Source organism: Nocardia carnea, assembly GCF_029868855.1.
Classification (GTDB): Bacteria; Actinomycetota; Actinomycetes; order Mycobacteriales; family Mycobacteriaceae; genus Nocardia; species Nocardia carnea_A.
Map to the genome: position 1 here is coordinate 19,209 of NZ_JARWOV010000046.1, position 15,296 is coordinate 34,504.

General features: G+C 68.4%; 13 protein-coding genes. 7 read left to right on the plus strand and 6 right to left on the minus strand.

The genetic code is table 11. The features are described from left to right. Positions 1–242: 242 nt before the first annotated feature. On the minus strand, positions 243–1,607 hold the full coding sequence (locus QH195_RS04020; RefSeq protein ID WP_280434353.1) for a DoxX family protein: 1,365 nt from the start codon (positions 1,605–1,607) through the stop codon (positions 243–245). Positions 1,608–1,782: 175 nt separating this feature from the next. On the opposite strand from QH195_RS04020, the gene QH195_RS04025 reads away from it, so the two are divergent. Further along, entirely contained in the window at positions 1,783–2,568 is a 786-nt protein-coding gene (locus tag QH195_RS04025) for an aminoglycoside adenylyltransferase family protein (protein ID WP_280434354.1), read from the plus strand. Positions 2,569–2,584: 16 nt separating this feature from the next. Here QH195_RS04025 and QH195_RS04030 read toward each other — a convergent pair whose 3' ends face one another. After that, positions 2,585–3,322, minus strand: coding sequence for an SDR family NAD(P)-dependent oxidoreductase (locus tag QH195_RS04030; RefSeq protein ID WP_280420772.1), 738 nt, complete (start codon positions 3,320–3,322; stop codon positions 2,585–2,587). 546 nt (positions 3,323–3,868) lie between these two features. On the opposite strand from QH195_RS04030, the gene QH195_RS04035 reads away from it, so the two are divergent. The 6 genes from QH195_RS04035 (at position 3,869) to QH195_RS04060 (ending at position 11,137) form a co-directional block, all read left to right on the plus strand. Further along, positions 3,869–4,903, plus strand: coding sequence for an ABC transporter substrate-binding protein (locus QH195_RS04035; RefSeq protein WP_280434355.1), 1,035 nt, complete (start codon positions 3,869–3,871; stop codon positions 4,901–4,903). Positions 4,904–4,992: 89 nt separating this feature from the next. Beyond that, positions 4,993–5,949 (plus strand): FecCD family ABC transporter permease, encoded by a 957-nt coding sequence (locus QH195_RS04040; RefSeq protein WP_280423697.1) that lies wholly within the window; start codon positions 4,993–4,995, stop codon positions 5,947–5,949. 46 nt (positions 5,950–5,995) lie between these two features. Then, entirely contained in the window at positions 5,996–6,778 is a 783-nt protein-coding gene (locus QH195_RS04045; protein ID WP_280434356.1) for an ABC transporter ATP-binding protein, read from the plus strand. A 763-nt stretch (positions 6,779–7,541) separates the two neighbouring features. Then, positions 7,542–9,143, plus strand: coding sequence for a TROVE domain-containing protein (locus QH195_RS04050; protein WP_280434357.1), 1,602 nt, complete (start codon positions 7,542–7,544; stop codon positions 9,141–9,143). A 390-nt stretch (positions 9,144–9,533) separates the two neighbouring features. Further along, positions 9,534–10,415: a hypothetical protein gene (locus QH195_RS04055; RefSeq protein ID WP_280434358.1), complete on the plus strand. Its 882-nt coding sequence runs from the start codon at positions 9,534–9,536 to the stop codon at positions 10,413–10,415. A 62-nt stretch (positions 10,416–10,477) separates the two neighbouring features. Next, entirely contained in the window at positions 10,478–11,137 is a 660-nt protein-coding gene (locus tag QH195_RS04060) for an endonuclease V (RefSeq protein WP_280434359.1), read from the plus strand. A gap of 35 nt (positions 11,138–11,172) precedes the next feature. Here QH195_RS04060 and proB read toward each other — a convergent pair whose 3' ends face one another. The 4 genes from proB to rplU all read right to left on the minus strand — a co-directional run bounded on the left by proB (position 11,173) and on the right by rplU (position 14,567). Next, entirely contained in the window at positions 11,173–12,294 is a 1,122-nt protein-coding gene (gene proB / locus QH195_RS04065) for a glutamate 5-kinase (protein ID WP_280434360.1), read from the minus strand. A 39-nt stretch (positions 12,295–12,333) separates the two neighbouring features. Then, the gene (obgE, locus tag QH195_RS04070) at positions 12,334–13,791 is read right to left on the minus strand and encodes a GTPase ObgE (RefSeq protein WP_280423695.1); all 1,458 of its coding nucleotides are present in this window, start codon (positions 13,789–13,791) and stop codon (positions 12,334–12,336) included. A 155-nt stretch (positions 13,792–13,946) separates the two neighbouring features. Further along, the gene (rpmA, locus tag QH195_RS04075; RefSeq protein ID WP_280434361.1) at positions 13,947–14,213 is read right to left on the minus strand and encodes a 50S ribosomal protein L27; all 267 of its coding nucleotides are present in this window, start codon (positions 14,211–14,213) and stop codon (positions 13,947–13,949) included. 42 nt (positions 14,214–14,255) lie between these two features. Next, entirely contained in the window at positions 14,256–14,567 is a 312-nt protein-coding gene (rplU, locus tag QH195_RS04080; RefSeq protein ID WP_068046299.1) for a 50S ribosomal protein L21, read from the minus strand. Between the last annotated feature and the right edge of the window lie 729 nt (positions 14,568–15,296).

A 15,296-nucleotide genomic window follows, 5' to 3' on the forward strand; every position in this document is an offset into this window, starting at 1 on the left:
ACCCCCGGCGCGAGATCGATCGCGGAGGCCGCGGGAACGAACCCACCGAGTGCGACGCAACTCGCCGCAGCGGCAACGGCCACACGAAGAACATTCCGAAACTGCATATTCCCCCCTCAGGATATCGACCGGAACCAACGGTAACCGCTGTTCCTTTGCGATACAAGGATTTACATCCCGAGGGCCTCGGATTCGACCATGTCTCGCCATATCTGCTGCCACAGCATCGCGAAGTGAGCCACTCACCCGGCGTTCGGATAGTCCTGTACCCAGTGGAATCCATCGCCGTTCAACGGGAATGTCCCGGGGTCGACCGCGCTCAGCTCGATCCGCGTCGGTCGGCCGTCGAGCTCCCCTTCCAAGTGGAGGTGTTCGGGATCCGGGCGGGTATAGGAGAAGGTGACCGGCGGCTCCGCTGTACCCGGAGCGGTGACGACGGTGAGGGTTCGCGCGCCCGGGTCCAGTTCCGCCGGGAGGCCCGTCAGGCGCCCGTCCATTCCTTGCACGGTCACCGCGCCCTCGACCTCGATCACGAGCCGCTGCCAACGGGTTTCGTCGGTCAGCAGTGGCGGCACCGGCTCGCCGGCGACCCGGAACTCGGCCACCTCCCACAGACCGTAGAGCTCCGGTTTCGGTGCACCACCGCCGAATTCCTGCCAGCTGGTCCAGCCGACCCACGAGATCCCGGCCACCAGCCAGACGCCGATTGCCGCCTGCGCCCAGGCCGCGTACCGGTTGGCCCGGGCGGTCTCGAACAGCGGCGGTTGCACCGCGGGCTCGGTGCGGCGGGCCAGCAGGAAGAAATCGGCGAATCGGCGGGCCTGCGGGGCGAGTAGCACCAACGAGAAGAGCAGCAGGTGGAAGGACAGGATCTTGACCGGCACGTCGAAGGTCATATTCAGCACGAACACCTGCGCCATGCTCACCACGCTCAGCATCGCGCCGAGGGTTGCGGTACGCGGCAGCAGCAGGAGCAGCCCGCCGGTGAGTTCCGCGATTCCGAGCAGGATTTCGTATACCGGCGAACTGCCGACCTGTAACCACAGCACCGACATCGGGGTCAGCTGGCCGTAGGGCAGCAGCAGCGTCGACAGCGACGGCGGCGGCATCTGACTCGGTATCGCCTTGGCGATTCCGTAGAACAGCATCTGCCCGGCCAGGCAGAGTCGCAGCCCGGTCAGGAACCAGGCGGCGAGCCGCGGGTAGGCCGGGCGGCGGCGATCGAGCACCGACCAGACGAGGCTCACCGCGGCGGCGACGACCGCGATACAGAACAGCATCACCCAGATGGCGGCCTGATCACCGCTACCCGAGTTCTGCTGGAATACTGCCTCGACCCCGAATACCGTCCGCCCGGCCCACTCCAGAACAGGCGCGGCCTGCAGTAGCGGCCACACCGGCGCGGTATCGGGAAGCCACTTGTCCAATGCCGCGAGGAGTGCGAAGACGATCTGCCCCATCATGACGCAGAACAGAACCGTGTAGACCACGCCGAAACGGAACCCCACCCGCGCGATCCACGGCCAGCGCACCGGCGCGTTGTTTCCCTTCACAGACTGGGCCGGTTCGACGCCGGATTCGACGACTGCCGTGTCGATGGCACTCACACCGCACCTCCCTCTCCTCGCCGGCATCCGGCCCACAGTCCCCCGCCCGCCGGGCATCACATCGAACCTATGCCATGGCGGGCTCCGGCCGCCTCCGTGACAACCCCTATCCGTGGTCCTCCGTAAGCAGGATTTCCACCCCTGCCCTGCCCGCCTACCCGCCTATGGTGAGGACGTGCAAGCGCAACCGGACCCGGATACCGAAACCGCCCCCATAGCCCGGGCCGTCGCGAACGTGCTCGGTGACGGCCTGGCCGGGTTGTATCTCTACGGTTCGGCGGTGGCGGGCGGATTACGGCAGGACAGCGATATCGACCTTTTCGCCGTGGTCGACAGGTCTCTCGGGGGTGCGACTCGACATGCGCTGGCAGGCGAATTGCTGCGTATTTCCGGCCGTTGGCCGCGGTCGGGTCCGGCTCGGCCGGTGGAGCTCACCGTGGTGGTCCGCGACGACCTGGTGCCCTGGCGTTTCCCGCCGCGCTCGGATTTCGTCTACGGCGAATGGCTGCGGGCGGAGTTCGAGCGGGGAGACCTGCCCGAACCCACCGAAGACCCGGACTTGACGATTCTCGCCATCATGGTGCGCGATTCCTCGGCGACGCTGTTCGGTCCGCCCGCTGCTCATCTACTGGATCCGGTTCCGGCGAGCGACCTCATCCGCGCGATCGTGACCGGTCTACCGGAGTTGATCGCCGGCGTGCGAGGCGACGAACGCAATGTCGTGCTTACGCTCGCCCGGATGTGGGTGACGGCCGAATCGGGCGCCGTGTTGTCCAAAGCCGACGCCGCCGAAGCGCTAGTACCCCGGATCCCCGCCGAACACGCCGCGGTACTACGCCTCGCCCGGGCCGGCTACCTCGGCGAAATCACCGACGAGTGGAACCACCGCGGGGAAGAAGTGGATTCGTTCGTGACCTATGCCCGACAGCAGATCATGGACGCGTGTAAGGCATCCGGCTAGTGTCACAGACCCCCGGTCACCAGGGAATCGATCCACCGGCGCCCACGAAAGCGCCGTTGTGGCACGGATCGGCGGATTCCGCGGCGGACAGGATGATCCGCGCGGCGTCGTCGGGGGTGGTCGGCGCATCCGCTGACGCAGGGGCCAGTTCGGTCGCGACGAACCCGGGGCAGACCGAGGTCACCCGCACCGGGGTATCGGCGAGTAGTTTCGCCAGCCCCACGGTCAGGCTGTTCAGCGCTGCCTTGGAGGCCTGATACCCCGGCACCACCATCGAGTAGTAGGCCGAATCGGGGTTGCGCTGTTCGGACAGCGATCCCATCTCGGTGGATACATTCACGATATGCCCGGCCGGAGCCCGCCGGATCAGCGGCAACAGGGCTTCGATCACGTTGGCAGGTCCGAAAGTGTTGGTCATCAATGTCTCGGTGAATGCGCCGGGGTGAGCGAAATTCACGCTGCCGGACGCCGTTGCCTCCGGCAGGATCCCGGCATTGTTCACCAGCACGTCGATGTGATCGAATCGCTCGCCGAGCGATTCGGCCAGGCAGCGGGCACTGTCGACCGAGCACACATCCAGCAGTTCACCTTCGGCGGCGAGACCTTCGGCACGCAGTTCCCGCACCACGGCGTCCACGGCTTCCGCCCGCCGGCCGGTCACCACCACCCGGTAACCCTTGCGGGCGAAAGCGGTCGCGGTCGCCCGGCCGATTCCGCGCGTCGCGCCGGTGACCACCACGATATTCTCTGCCATTTCAGTCCTTTCGCGTTTGCTGATACTTCGAGCAAACGCGAAAGGCGGCACGGGCGCTGGCAGAAAATCGCCATCACATTCGGTGGCCGATACCGCGACGAACGAGGCCGCGACGAAGGACATTGCTGTGACGGTGCCGTCGGGGTCGGCAAACTCGGCTTCTGGCCGGTGCTCACCGGTGAACAGCCGGGCCGAAGCGGCGGTCCGCGCCCTCCGATCGGAAGGTTCGCCGGTGGCTTTCCCGGATCGATCGGAGCGCGATCAGTAGTGGCAGCGCGCCTGCGCTATGAGGTTGCCGGCTCCCGAGACGGCCCGAGTTGCCGATCGGCCGAAAACCGACTCATCCATTCGCCCTGGTCGTACGTCCAGTCGGGCGTCGGATAGCATGGTCACGGCCGCATTGCGGCCCGCGGCGTGGTGAGGGAACCCGGTGCAAGTCCGGGACTGGCGCGCAACGGTGACACCGTGCAGGTGAAGTCCGATCGCTCACGCGCCGCACCGACGCCGGCCTCGCGCACAGGCCCAGACGCAAGGAGTCCAGCCCTGATGCGGTCGTTTCCGCTGATCATCGCCATCACTCTGGCCGCCGCAGCCCTGGCCGGCTGCTCGACCACCGAGGCCGGGACCACCTCGGATACCGCGAGCGGTGCGGTGGGCTATCCGATGAAGATCAGCAACTGCGGGGTCGAGGTCTCGGTGGACGCTCCCCCACAGCGTGCGGTCGCCCTGAACCAGGGGGCGGCGGAGATCATGCTGTCGCTGGGCCTGGCCGACCGGATGGTGGGCACCGCCACCTGGACCGATCCGGTGCGCGCGAATCTGGCCACGGAGAATGCGAAGGTCCCCCGGTTGGCCGAGAACAATCCCTCGTTCGAGGTGGTACTCGATACCGAACCCGATTTCGTCGCCGCCTCCTTCGGCGGCACGCTCGGCCCCGGCGGAGTCGCCGACCGGGACCAGTTCGCACAGCTGGGCGTACCGTCCTACCTGTCGCCGACCGACTGCGACGGAAAAACCGATGCCGGCGTCAATGCCGACGGCGCTCGCACCGAACCGCTGACCATGGACTCGGTGTACAAGGAAATCCGCGAACTGGCGGCGATCTTCGACGTCCGGGAACGCGGTGAGCAACTGGTCACCGAACTACGCGGTCGCCACGATGCCGCGGTCGGCCGGATCGCGGCCCGGGACGTATCGCTGGCGTACTGGTTCGCCGACACCTCCACGCCCTATATGGCGGGATGCTGCGGCTCGTCCGGCATCATCACCGACGCGGTGGGCGCGAAGAACATCTTCGACGACACCACCAACGAGTGGCCGCAGGTGAGCTGGGAAACCGTTCTCGACCGCGACCCCACCGCCCTCGTCCTGACCGATCTGAGCCGGCGCAGCCTGGCCGGCGACGCCCTCGACAGCAAGATCTCGTTCCTGGAATCGAACCCGGTCACTTCGCGGCTGCGCGCCGTCCGGGACCGGCGCTATATCGTCGTCAACGGCGCGGATCTGAATCCGTCGATCCGGACGGTCGACGGTATCGAGAAGGTCGCCGATGCCCTGGAACGGTGGGGCTACGCTTCGTGAGTCCGCAGACAGCGCCGGCCGCTCCGATCACGCGCGCACCCGCGACGGTCGCGCTGGTGCTGCTCGGGCTGGTGGTACTCGCCGTTTCGATGGCGTTCACGATCACCATCGGGCCCGCGGAGTTGTCCATCGGCGATGTCTACGCTGTGCTGTTCGACAAGCTCGGCATCGGCAGCTCGGAGGTCTCGGCGATCCGGGAGGGCATCGTCTGGGAATTGCGGCTACCGCGGACACTGCTCGCCGCGATCTGCGGCGCGGGACTGGCCGTCTGCGGGGCGATCATGCAATCGCTGCTGCGCAACCCCCTCGCCGACCCGTTCGTTCTCGGCATCTCCTCCGGCGCTTCCACCGGCGCGGTACTCGTGGCGGTGCTCGGGGTGGGCGGTGGTCTGGTATCGCTGTCCACCGGAGCCCTGGTCGGAGCGCTGGTCTCCTTCGGGCTCGTGCTGCTGCTGGCGGCGGGCGCCGGCGGCGGGGCGGCCAAGGTGGTGCTGGCGGGGGTCGCGGGCACCCAGTTGTTCTCCGCGCTCACCTCATTCATCGTGCTGTCCTCCGCCGACGCCGAACGGACCCGCGGCATCCTGTTCTGGCTGCTGGGGTCGCTGGCGGGCGCGAGCTGGACCGATGTCACGGTCACCGCGCTGGTCTGCGCCGCCGGTTTCGTACTGTGCTGGTGGCGCCATTCCGCGCTGGACGCGTTCACTTTCGGGTCGTCGGCGGCGGCGACGCTGGGCATCGCGGTCGGGCGCACCCGGCTGCTGCTGCTCGTCGTCACCGCCCTGATGACCGCGGTGCTGGTGAGCGCGGCCGGGGCGATCGGTTTCGTCGGCCTGGTCCTTCCGCACGCCGCCCGGTTCCTGGTGGGACCCCGGCACAGCCGGCTGCTGCCGGTCTGCGCCGTTCTCGGGGCGGTGCTGCTGGTCTGGGTGGACGCGGTGGCGCGAACCGTTTTCGCGCCGCAGGAGGTGCCGGTCGGGGTGGTCACCGCGTTGATCGGGGTCCCGGCGTTCGCGCTGCTGCTGTTCCGCACCCGGAGCACCGAATGACCCGGTACCCCGGCCGGGCGGCGGGCCACAGGACGCAGGTGAGCAGATGACACTGAGCGGCACACACCTGTCGTGGACCCGCGGCGGCAATCTGGTCGTCGACGATATCGATATCCGGCCGCGTCCCGGGCAAACGGTCGGGTTGCTCGGGCCGAACGGGTCCGGCAAATCCTCGTTGCTGCGGCTGCTGGCGGGTATCTCGCGACCCGATCGCGGCACGGTCACCCTCGATGGCACGCCCCTGGACCGCCTCGGCCGGCGCCCGCTGGCCCGCCGGGTCGCGATGGTCGGCCAGCACGCACATACCGAGGTCGATATCACCGTGCGCGATGTCGTCCGCCTGGGCCGGATCCCGCACCGCGACCTGTTCGGCTCCGACCCGCAGGAGGAAGAGTCGATCGACCGTGCGCTACACGCCACCGGTCTGGCCGAACACGCGCACCGCACCTGGCGCACTCTCTCCGGCGGCGAACGGCAGCGCGCCCAGATCGCCCGCGCCCTGGCGCAGGAACCCACCGAACTGCTGCTGGACGAGCCCACCAACCATCTCGATATCGCCCACCAGCTCGAGATCCTGGATCTGATCACCGGACTACCCATCACCACCGTGGTGGCCCTGCACGACCTGAACCTCGCGGCGATGTTCTGCGACTACGTGCTGGTGCTCGACCGCGGCCGGGTCGCCGCCCACGGTTGTCCCGCGGCAACCCTGACCGAGGAACTCGTCCACGACGTCTACGGTGTGCGCGCCACCGTCATCGTCGATGACGGCACACCCGTGATCCGCTATCGCCGAACAGTCGCATCCCCGCATTCTGCCGACCGTTGACGCCGTGTCGCCGCTGCCGTTGATCGGAGGTGCGCACCCCGCGCCGGCATCGGATGATCGATGGCTCCGGAATAATCAATGGAACGCGACGGAGCCCGTTGCGTACAGTTCCGGATACGGCGCATCGCAGCGGGTGGGCCGGAGTCGATCGGTTACCTTTCTAATCAGCAGGTCGCGGGTTCGAATCCCGCCACGTCCGCCCATATGGACGTGTAGCTCAGCTGGTAGAGCAGCCGACCTTCCGGTCACACCACCACGCCCACCCGCCCTGCGATCGGCCGTGTCCCGGCCTTTCGCCCGCCGAATATCGCATACGCGGAAAATCGGTGGAGCGCACCGGGTCCGGTGCGTAGAGTTCCGGATACGGCACATCACGCGGGTGGGCCGGCGTGAATCGGTTTTCGGGATCCACGGTCGCGGGTTCGAATCCCGCCGCGGCCCTCGAGGTCGTGTAGCTCAGCGGATAGAGCAGTGGACTTCCGGTCACACACCACGCCCACCCGCATGTCGTGCCGCGCAACGAGAACGGGCCGACGTCGGCCGGTTATCTGGCATATACGGGTTCGAATCCTGCATGCATCCGGGGAACCTCGGGTACATGAACTCCGGCCGGCACCATCATGCCCGTTCTCCGCGCGCACCGTCACGGTGGGGAGCGGGCCGCGAGCCTGTCGGTTATCTTTCGGGTAGATCATCCCGGCGGACACCACATACGCCCGTCTCCCCGCATGCCCGGACACCGGGCCGAAGGAAGGGGAAACCGATGGACGCACTGGCACGGATCGATCTGCGCAGCACACCGCAGCGCGAACAGGCCGACAACCGGCAGGTGCCGAACAACGCGGGTGGGTGGACGTTCGAGGTCACCCCGCAGGTGCGGTTGCGCCGTTTCCTCACCCTCGGCACCGACGGCGGCACCTACTATGTCGGCACCCGGGAACTCACCCGCGAAAACGCCGCTGTAGTAGTCGAATTCGCGCAGGAGCGGACCGCGGAACTGGTTGCCGAGATCGTCGAGATCTCGGTGTCCGGCCGGGCACCGCGGCAGAATCCGGCGCTGTTCGCGCTGGCTGCCGCAGCCGCGCTGGGCGATATCGAGGGCCGGCGCACCGCGCTGGCGGCGCTACCCTTGGTGGCGCGCACCGGAACCCACCTGTTCCTGTTCGCGCGCTATATCGAACAGTTCCGTGGCTGGGGCCGCGGCCTGCGCCGTGCTGTCGCGAACTGGTACACGAGCCGGCCGATCGACGAAATCGCCTACCAGGCCGTGAAGTACCGGCAGCGGGAGGGGTGGACCCACCGCGACCTGCTGCGCCTGTCGCACCCGGAAACCACCGAGGACGAGCGTAAGCGGCTGTTCGACTGGATCTGCGGACGCGCACCCGCCCTGGACGGGCTGCGGCTCGTGGAGGGGTTCCATCGCGCACAGACCGCCGAGGTCGCCGCGATTCCCGCGCTGGTCCACGAATACCGGCTGTCGTGGGAGATGCTGCCCGATACCGCGCTCACCGAGCCCGCGGTATGGGAAGCACTGCTGGACATCGGCCTACCGCAGACCGCGCTCATGCGGCAGCTGCCGCGGCTCACCGGCCTCGGACTGCTGGACCCGCTCGCCGCGCGTACCCGTACGGTGGCCGCGCAGCTGGCGGATCCGGACCGGTTGCGGCGCGGCCGGGTGCACCCGGTGAACGTATTGGTCGCAATGCGCACCTATGCCGCCGGCCGCGGTGTGCGCGGACGCGGCACCTGGACACCGGCGCAGCCGATCGTCGATGCCCTGGACGCGGCGTTCTACGCGGCGTTCCAGACGGTGGAGCCCACCGGAAAGCGGCATCTGCTCGCGCTGGACGTCTCGGGATCGATGACTGCTCCGATCGCGGGTCTGCCGTTGTCGGCGCGGGAGGCCAGTGCGGCGCTCGCGCTGGTGACCGCGGCGACCGAAACGCAGCACCGGATCGTCGGGTTCACCGCGCGCGAGGGCGGAGCGAACTACCGGGACTCCGCGCTACGGCAGGTCGATATCAGCCCGCGGCAGCGGCTCGACGATGCGATCCGCGCCGTGTCGAACCTGCCGTTCGGCGGTACGGATTGCTCGCTGCCGATGCGGTACGCGCTGGAACGCGGTATCGATGTGGACGTGTTCGTGGTCCTCACCGACAACGAGACCTGGGCCGGAAAAGAACACCCGCACCAGTCGTTGCGGCGCTACCGCGAGCAGGTCAACCCCCAGGCCAAGCTGGTGGTGGTGGGAATGACCGCGAGTAATTTCTCCATCGCCGACCCGCGGGACGCCGGAATGCTCGATATCGCCGGTTTCGACGCGGCGGTGCCGGCCCTGCTGGCCGACTTCGCCCGCGGGAATTGATCCCAGCCCGGCACATGGGTCCGGCCGGCGCGGCCTGGTTCACCACGGCTTTCGCGCGACTCCTCGGCATGCAGGCCGTCCCGGTCGGCACGTATTCGACGACATTCGCAGTGTGGGGCGTAGTTTCGCCGATAGCCGTGGCCGTCATCGACCGGTCGGGGCGCGCCGGTCGGGGCAGGCTGCCCGCGCCTACGTCGAAAGCTGCACCTGCGGCATGCTTCCGACCCGCTCCGATCGCGGGACAGCAGTGCGCGCGACCGGAACCGTCGAGCTCGAAATCGCGGCCCGGTGGCGCACTGACGCCACCCACGGCGCGCAAACAAGAGTTGCCGGGCGATTGCCGATATCATCACAGGACCCCGAAGCAACCCTGGAGTACAGGTAGTACCGATGACATCCCAGCCGAGCACGCTATCCGCCGAACCGCCTGAAGCCGAGGCGGGTCCGGGTGTGCAGGCGGGCCCGCGACGGGTGCCGCCGAGCGGCTTCTTCCCGCCGCCGCGGGAACTACGTGGCAACCTCAACGGCTGGACCTACCCGGCGGTGTTCCTGGTGGCCGTTCTGGCCACTTTCCTCGCGGCCCAGGCCGCACTGTCCCTCGATTCCGGCGAACCGCTGCTCACCGCGCTGTATATCGCGGCCACGGTCTGGGTGGCCTCCTTCCTGCCGATGATCTCCGCGACTTCGCGGGGGCGGTCCCGGATCAGGGTCGACGGTGCGCGGTTCGCCAGCGACCGCGGCGCGCTGGTGGTACGCCGCTCGCTCGGCTACGAGATCGCGCTGGTGATCTGCTTCCTGAGCCCGGCGGCACTCTGCGCGATCTACGGGATCGGAGTACTGACCGGCGATCTCACCCTGCGGCTGCCGGTTCCCCCGTGGCTCGCGATCACGGTCGCGGTGGTGCTGCTCGGATATCTCGTCGTCTACGCGCGGCGCCCGGAGATCCGCCGCCTGGTGCTCACCCCGATGCATATCGTGGTGCCCACCAAAACCTCCATCGGCAACCGGGTGAGCTGGACGGCCCTGGAACGGGTCGCCGTCCGGTCGCGCAACAATTCCAAGGGCACCATCCGCATAGAATCCCCCGGCCGACGGCCCGGTCGCACCAGGATCAAACGGATACACGCGGAGAAACTCTCGATCGGAGCGGCGGGAACATACTGGCTGATCCGCTTCTATCACGAACACCCAGAAGCACGCGCCGAACTGTCCGACGAACGCGCGGTCGAGCGGTTACGCAACTACGGGGTCGTGGATCCTTTCTCCATATGAGCCGGCGGCGGAGACCTGCGCGGCCGAAGCCATGATGCGGGTGCGCGGATTAGGCTCCGAGCATGGTCCAGGTGCGGCAGATGCACGAATGGGTGGTGACCGAGGAGGAGGCCGTCGCGATACAGCTGCGACTCCGGTCGCAGGTCGCGGTCGGCGACGACCATGGGCCGGTACGGCGGGTGGCCGGGCTGGATGTGGCCTACCGGGACCCGGATACCGCCGTCGGGGTGGTGACGGTACTCGACGCCGCATCGTTGACGGTGCTGGACCAGGCCGTCGTCCGGGAGCGGATCGACTTCCCCTATATCTCGGGTCTTTTCGCCTTCCGTGAGGTCCCCGCACTGACCCGGGCACTGGAGAAGCTGACCGTGGAACCCGACGCACTCGTCTGCGACGGCCACGGACTGGCCCATCCCCGCCGCTTCGGCCTGGCAGCGCACCTCGGTGTGCTCACCGGCCTGCCGAGTATCGGTGTCGCTAAGAACTCCTACGGGGAGTTCAGCGCACCCGGACCCGATCGCGGCGACTGGCGCCCGGTGACCGCCGACGGTGAGATCGTCGGCCGCGTCCTGCGCACACAGCGCGGGGTCAAACCGGTCTTCGTCTCGGTCGGCCACCGCTTCACCCTCGACTCGGCCTGCGATCTCGTGCTGCGCCTGGCGCCCCGCTACCGGCTGCCGGAAACCACGCGCACGGCCGACCATCTGGGCCGTATTTCCTGAGCCGGGTCGCCGGCCGCCCGCAACGACCGGGGCAGTCAGACCTTCACGAGGTCGTCGGCGTGGATCACCGGGCGCTGCATGCTGTCCGGCAGTTCCTGCGTGGATCGGCCCAGCATGGTGGACAGTTCGGCCGCGTCGTATTCCACCACGCCCCGGGCCACGATCGCCCGGTCCGGGCCGATCAGATCCACCACATCGCCGCCGTGGAACCGGCCGCGGACGCCGACGATTCCCGCGGCGAGCAGCGAACGCCGGGCATGCGCCACCGCACGGACGGCCCCGGCGTCGATGAGAATGCCGCCTCGACTGTCGGCGGCGTGCCGGACCCAGAACCTGCGGGCCGACAGACGCACCGGGCGCGCCGCGAAAGCCGTACCCACGGTGCCGGTTCCGAGCGCACTGGCCGCCTCTGCCGCGGCGGCCAGCAGCACCGGCACACCCGCATCCGCGGCCAGCCGGGCGGCGGACAGTTTCGAAGCCATTCCGCCCGTCCCGAGCACACCGCCGCTCCCGGCTATCACGCCGTCGAGGTCGGCGCTCGAGCGCACCTCTGCGATGAAATTCGCATCGCCCTTGCGGGGGTCGCCGTCGTAGAGCCCGGCTACATCGGAGAGCAGGAACAGTGCGTCGGCGCCCACGAGATGGGCGACCAGCGCGGCCAGACGGTCGTTGTCACCGAACCGGATCTCCTCGGTCGCGACCGTATCGTTCTCGTTCACCACCGCGACCGCGCCGAGCGACCGCAACCGGTCCAGCGTGCGCTGCGCATTGCGGTGGTGCTCGCGCCGGGCGAAATCGTCGGCGCTGAGCAGCACCTGCCCCACGGTCCGGTCGTAGCGGGCGAAGGAGGTCCCCCACGCATGCGCGAGCGCGAGCTGGCCGACACTGGCCGCGGCCTGTTTGGTCGCGAGATCGCGCGGCCGCCGGGTGAGTCCGAGCGGCGCCAGCCCGGCACCGATCGCACCCGACGACACCACCACCACATCGGAGCCGGCCCGCATCCGCGCCTCGATGGCGTCCGCGAGCCGATCCAGCCGATCGTTGTCCAAACCCCCGTGCAGGCTGGTGAGCGCGGACGAACCGATCTTCACCACGACCCGCCGCGCCCCGGCGATCGCCTGCCGGGCATCACTGAGTTCTAGCGGCAGCTGGGTCACGGCCGTGCCCCTGTTCCGCGGTTCCCCAGGCTCACCTGCCTACTCCCTGTCTTCCTCGTCGACGAGTCCACGCCGCACCCGTGAGGCGTGCTTACGTTCGGCCGCACCGACCCGATCGGTCTGTTCGAGCCGGATATCGGTGCCGCGGCCGGTAGGAACGATATCGGCCCCGGCGGTGATCTGCGGCTCCCAGTCGAAGGTCACCTCACCGATCGTCACCGGCGCGCCCGGTTCGGCACCGAGCCGCACCAGTTCGTCCTCCACACCGAGCCGGGCCAGCCGGTCGGCGAGATAACCGACGGCTTCGTCGTTGTCGAACTGGGTCTGGCGGACCCAGCGTTCGGGCCGGGTACCGCGGACCACGAAACCACCCGGCTCGTCGGGGTCGGGGATCACGGTGAATCCCGAATCGTCCACCGGGATCGGGCGGATCACCGGGCGTTTCGGCTCGGCCTTCGGGTGCGCGTCGCGGTATTGCTGCACCAGCTCGGCCAGCGCGAAGGTCAGCGGCCGCAAACCGGCGTGACTGACCGCTGAGATCCGGAAAACCGGCCAGCCGCGTTCACGCAACTCCGGTGTCACCAGATCGGCGAGGTCTTCGGCATCGGGCACATCGGCCTTGTTCAGGATCACCACCCGCGGCCGGTCGGCCAGGTCACCGAGGCTCGCGTCGCCGCGCAGCGCCGGTTTGTAGGCGGCGAGCTCGGCCTCGAGCGCGTCGATATCGGATATCGGGTCGCGGCCCGGCTCCAGAGTCGCCAGATCCACGACATGGGCGAGTACCGCGCAGCGTTCCAGGTGGCGCAGGAAATCCAGGCCCAGACCGCGCCCGTCGCTCGCACCGGGAATCAACCCGGGAACATCGGCGATGGTGAAGGTGGTGTCCCCGGCGTTCACCACGCCGAGGTTCGGGACGAGCGTGGTGAACGGGTAGTCGGCGATCTTCGGTTTCGCGGCCGAGAGCACCGAGACAAGCGACGATTTACCGGCCGACGGGAACCCGACCAGCCCCACATCGGCGACGGATTTGAGTTCCAGCACCACATCGCGGACCTCACCCTCCTCACCGAGCAGAGCGAACCCGGGGGCCTTCCGCGCCCGGGACACCAATGCCGCGTTCCCCAGTCCGCCGCGACCACCCTTCGCGATCACGAACCGGTTGCCGGCACCGACCAGATCCATCAGGACCTCACCGTCGGAATCCAGAACCACAGTCCCGTCCGGGACCTTCAGCAGCAGCTCCGACCCCTTCTTCCCGTCCCGGTTCCCGCCCTCGCCGGGTTTACCGTTACCGGCCTTCGCATGCGGGTGGAAGTGGAAATCCAGCAGGGTGTGCACATTGGGGTCGACCTCGAGGACCACATCCCCGCCGTTGCCGCCGTTGCCGCCGTCGGGACCGCCGAGTGGTTTGAACTTCTCCCGGTGCACCGACGCACAACCATGGCCGCCTTTACCGGCGCTGACATGAAGAACGACGCGGTCGATGAACTTGGCCATGGCCGGATCATCCTCCTCGGAACTGGATGGTCGGGGAAGGCGCGGCGTCCGATACCGGGGCCGCCCCGGAAAGCTACGGCGAACCGTAGAAACGCGAAAAGCGGGTCGAGGGTGAATCACCCTGACCCGCTCGCTGTGGTGGAGTCGTCAGCCGGTCAGGCTTCGACCGGCTCCGGGACCACGATGTTGACGGTCTTGCGACCACGCTTGCTACCGAACGTCACGGCACCGGCCTCCAGCGCGAACAGGGTGTCGTCCCCGCCACGGCCGACGTTGACGCCGGGATGGAAGTGGGTGCCACGCTGCCGCACCAAGATCTCGCCGGCCTTGACGGACTGTCCGCCGAAGCGCTTCACGCCGAGCCGCTTGGCATTGGAATCGCGGCCGTTCCGGGAGCTGGATGCACCCTTCTTATGTGCCATTGCTGATACTCCTTCAGCGCGGGCCGAAAGCCCTGCGAGTGGTTACTTGATGCCGGTGACCTTCAGGACCGTCAGCGGCTGACGGTGACCCTGGCGCTTGTGGTAGCCGGTCTTGTTCTTGAACTTGTGGATGCGGATCTTCGGGCCTTTGGTCTGCTCGACCACCTCGGCCGACACCGAAACCTTCGCGAGCTTGTCGGCCGCGGTGGTCAGCTCGGCGCCATCGACGACGAGCACCGGCGACAGTGCCACGGAGGTGCCCGGCGCACCCTCGATCTTCTCGACCTTCACCAGGTCACCGACCGCGACCTTGTACTGCTTTCCGCCGGTCTTGACGATCGCGTACGTTGCCATCGGTCGGCTGCCCTTCTTCCTGTAGTGCTCGGCACTCGTTCGTACGGTCGCATCCTCGGTTCGCACCGGATTCAACCGCACGACTGGTCTGGTATTCACCGCCGCCTCGGCATCTGGTGGCTCTCGGTATCGGGAACCGGCCACGGAACAGCATGCTGCTGTCACCGGGCAGCGACTGGCCAAGATTACAGGATGCCTGTTCCCTCGACCAAACCGGTCCCCATCGGCCGGACCCGGTGTGATCGAACATGCCGCCCGGCCGCGACCCGGAGGTCAGGACCCGCGCGGCGCGGGCCCACAGCAGATGCGCGATCATCGTCACCCCGGGTGTGCGCAACCGCGCCGGAACCAGGCCAGTGCGGCCGGTCGACCACCGGGTATGCCTTACGTCCCATGGCCGGGCAGAGCGACGAGATCTGCAGCCGCCGGGTCGTCGGTCGCATCCCCGACCGGGCAAGACGGACGCGGTCCCCCGTCAGCGGTGCACTCCCCGGCTCCGCGCCGGCAGCGGCGGCGAACGGCCGAGCCGAATACGTGAGCAGACTCACGGTCGGCACCGCTGGCTGCGTGCCGTCGTCACTTCCTAGGAGAGCGCGGCTCTACCCTCACACCGACCCGGCCGGACACGGAAACGGCCCGCCGGGGGGGGCGGGGGGGGGCCGGGGATAAGTTTTGTTAGTGGGCCGGGGGGGCCGGCCGGGGCCCCGCGGGCCCCCCGGGGGCCCCGCG

Bases quoted from the DNA above. Each gene is read 5' to 3' on its own strand.
- QH195_RS04030 (WP_280420772.1), bottom strand. From the start codon at position 3,322: ATGGCAGAGAATATCGTGGTGGTCACCGGCGCGACGCGCGGAATCGGC.
- QH195_RS04035 (WP_280434355.1), top strand. From the start codon at position 3,869: ATGCGGTCGTTTCCGCTGATCATCGCCATCACTCTGGCCGCCGCAGCC.
- QH195_RS04040 (WP_280423697.1), top strand. From the start codon at position 4,993: ATGGCGTTCACGATCACCATCGGGCCCGCGGAGTTGTCCATCGGCGAT.
- QH195_RS04045 (WP_280434356.1), top strand. From the start codon at position 5,996: ATGACACTGAGCGGCACACACCTGTCGTGGACCCGCGGCGGCAATCTG.
- QH195_RS04050 (WP_280434357.1), top strand. From the start codon at position 7,542: ATGGACGCACTGGCACGGATCGATCTGCGCAGCACACCGCAGCGCGAA.
- QH195_RS04055 (WP_280434358.1), top strand. From the start codon at position 9,534: ATGACATCCCAGCCGAGCACGCTATCCGCCGAACCGCCTGAAGCCGAG.
- QH195_RS04060 (WP_280434359.1), top strand. From the start codon at position 10,478: ATGGTCCAGGTGCGGCAGATGCACGAATGGGTGGTGACCGAGGAGGAG.
- obgE (WP_280423695.1), bottom strand. From the start codon at position 13,791: ATGGCCAAGTTCATCGACCGCGTCGTTCTTCATGTCAGCGCCGGTAAA.
- rpmA (WP_280434361.1), bottom strand. From the start codon at position 14,213: ATGGCACATAAGAAGGGTGCATCCAGCTCCCGGAACGGCCGCGATTCC.
- rplU (WP_068046299.1), bottom strand. From the start codon at position 14,567: ATGGCAACGTACGCGATCGTCAAGACCGGCGGAAAGCAGTACAAGGTC.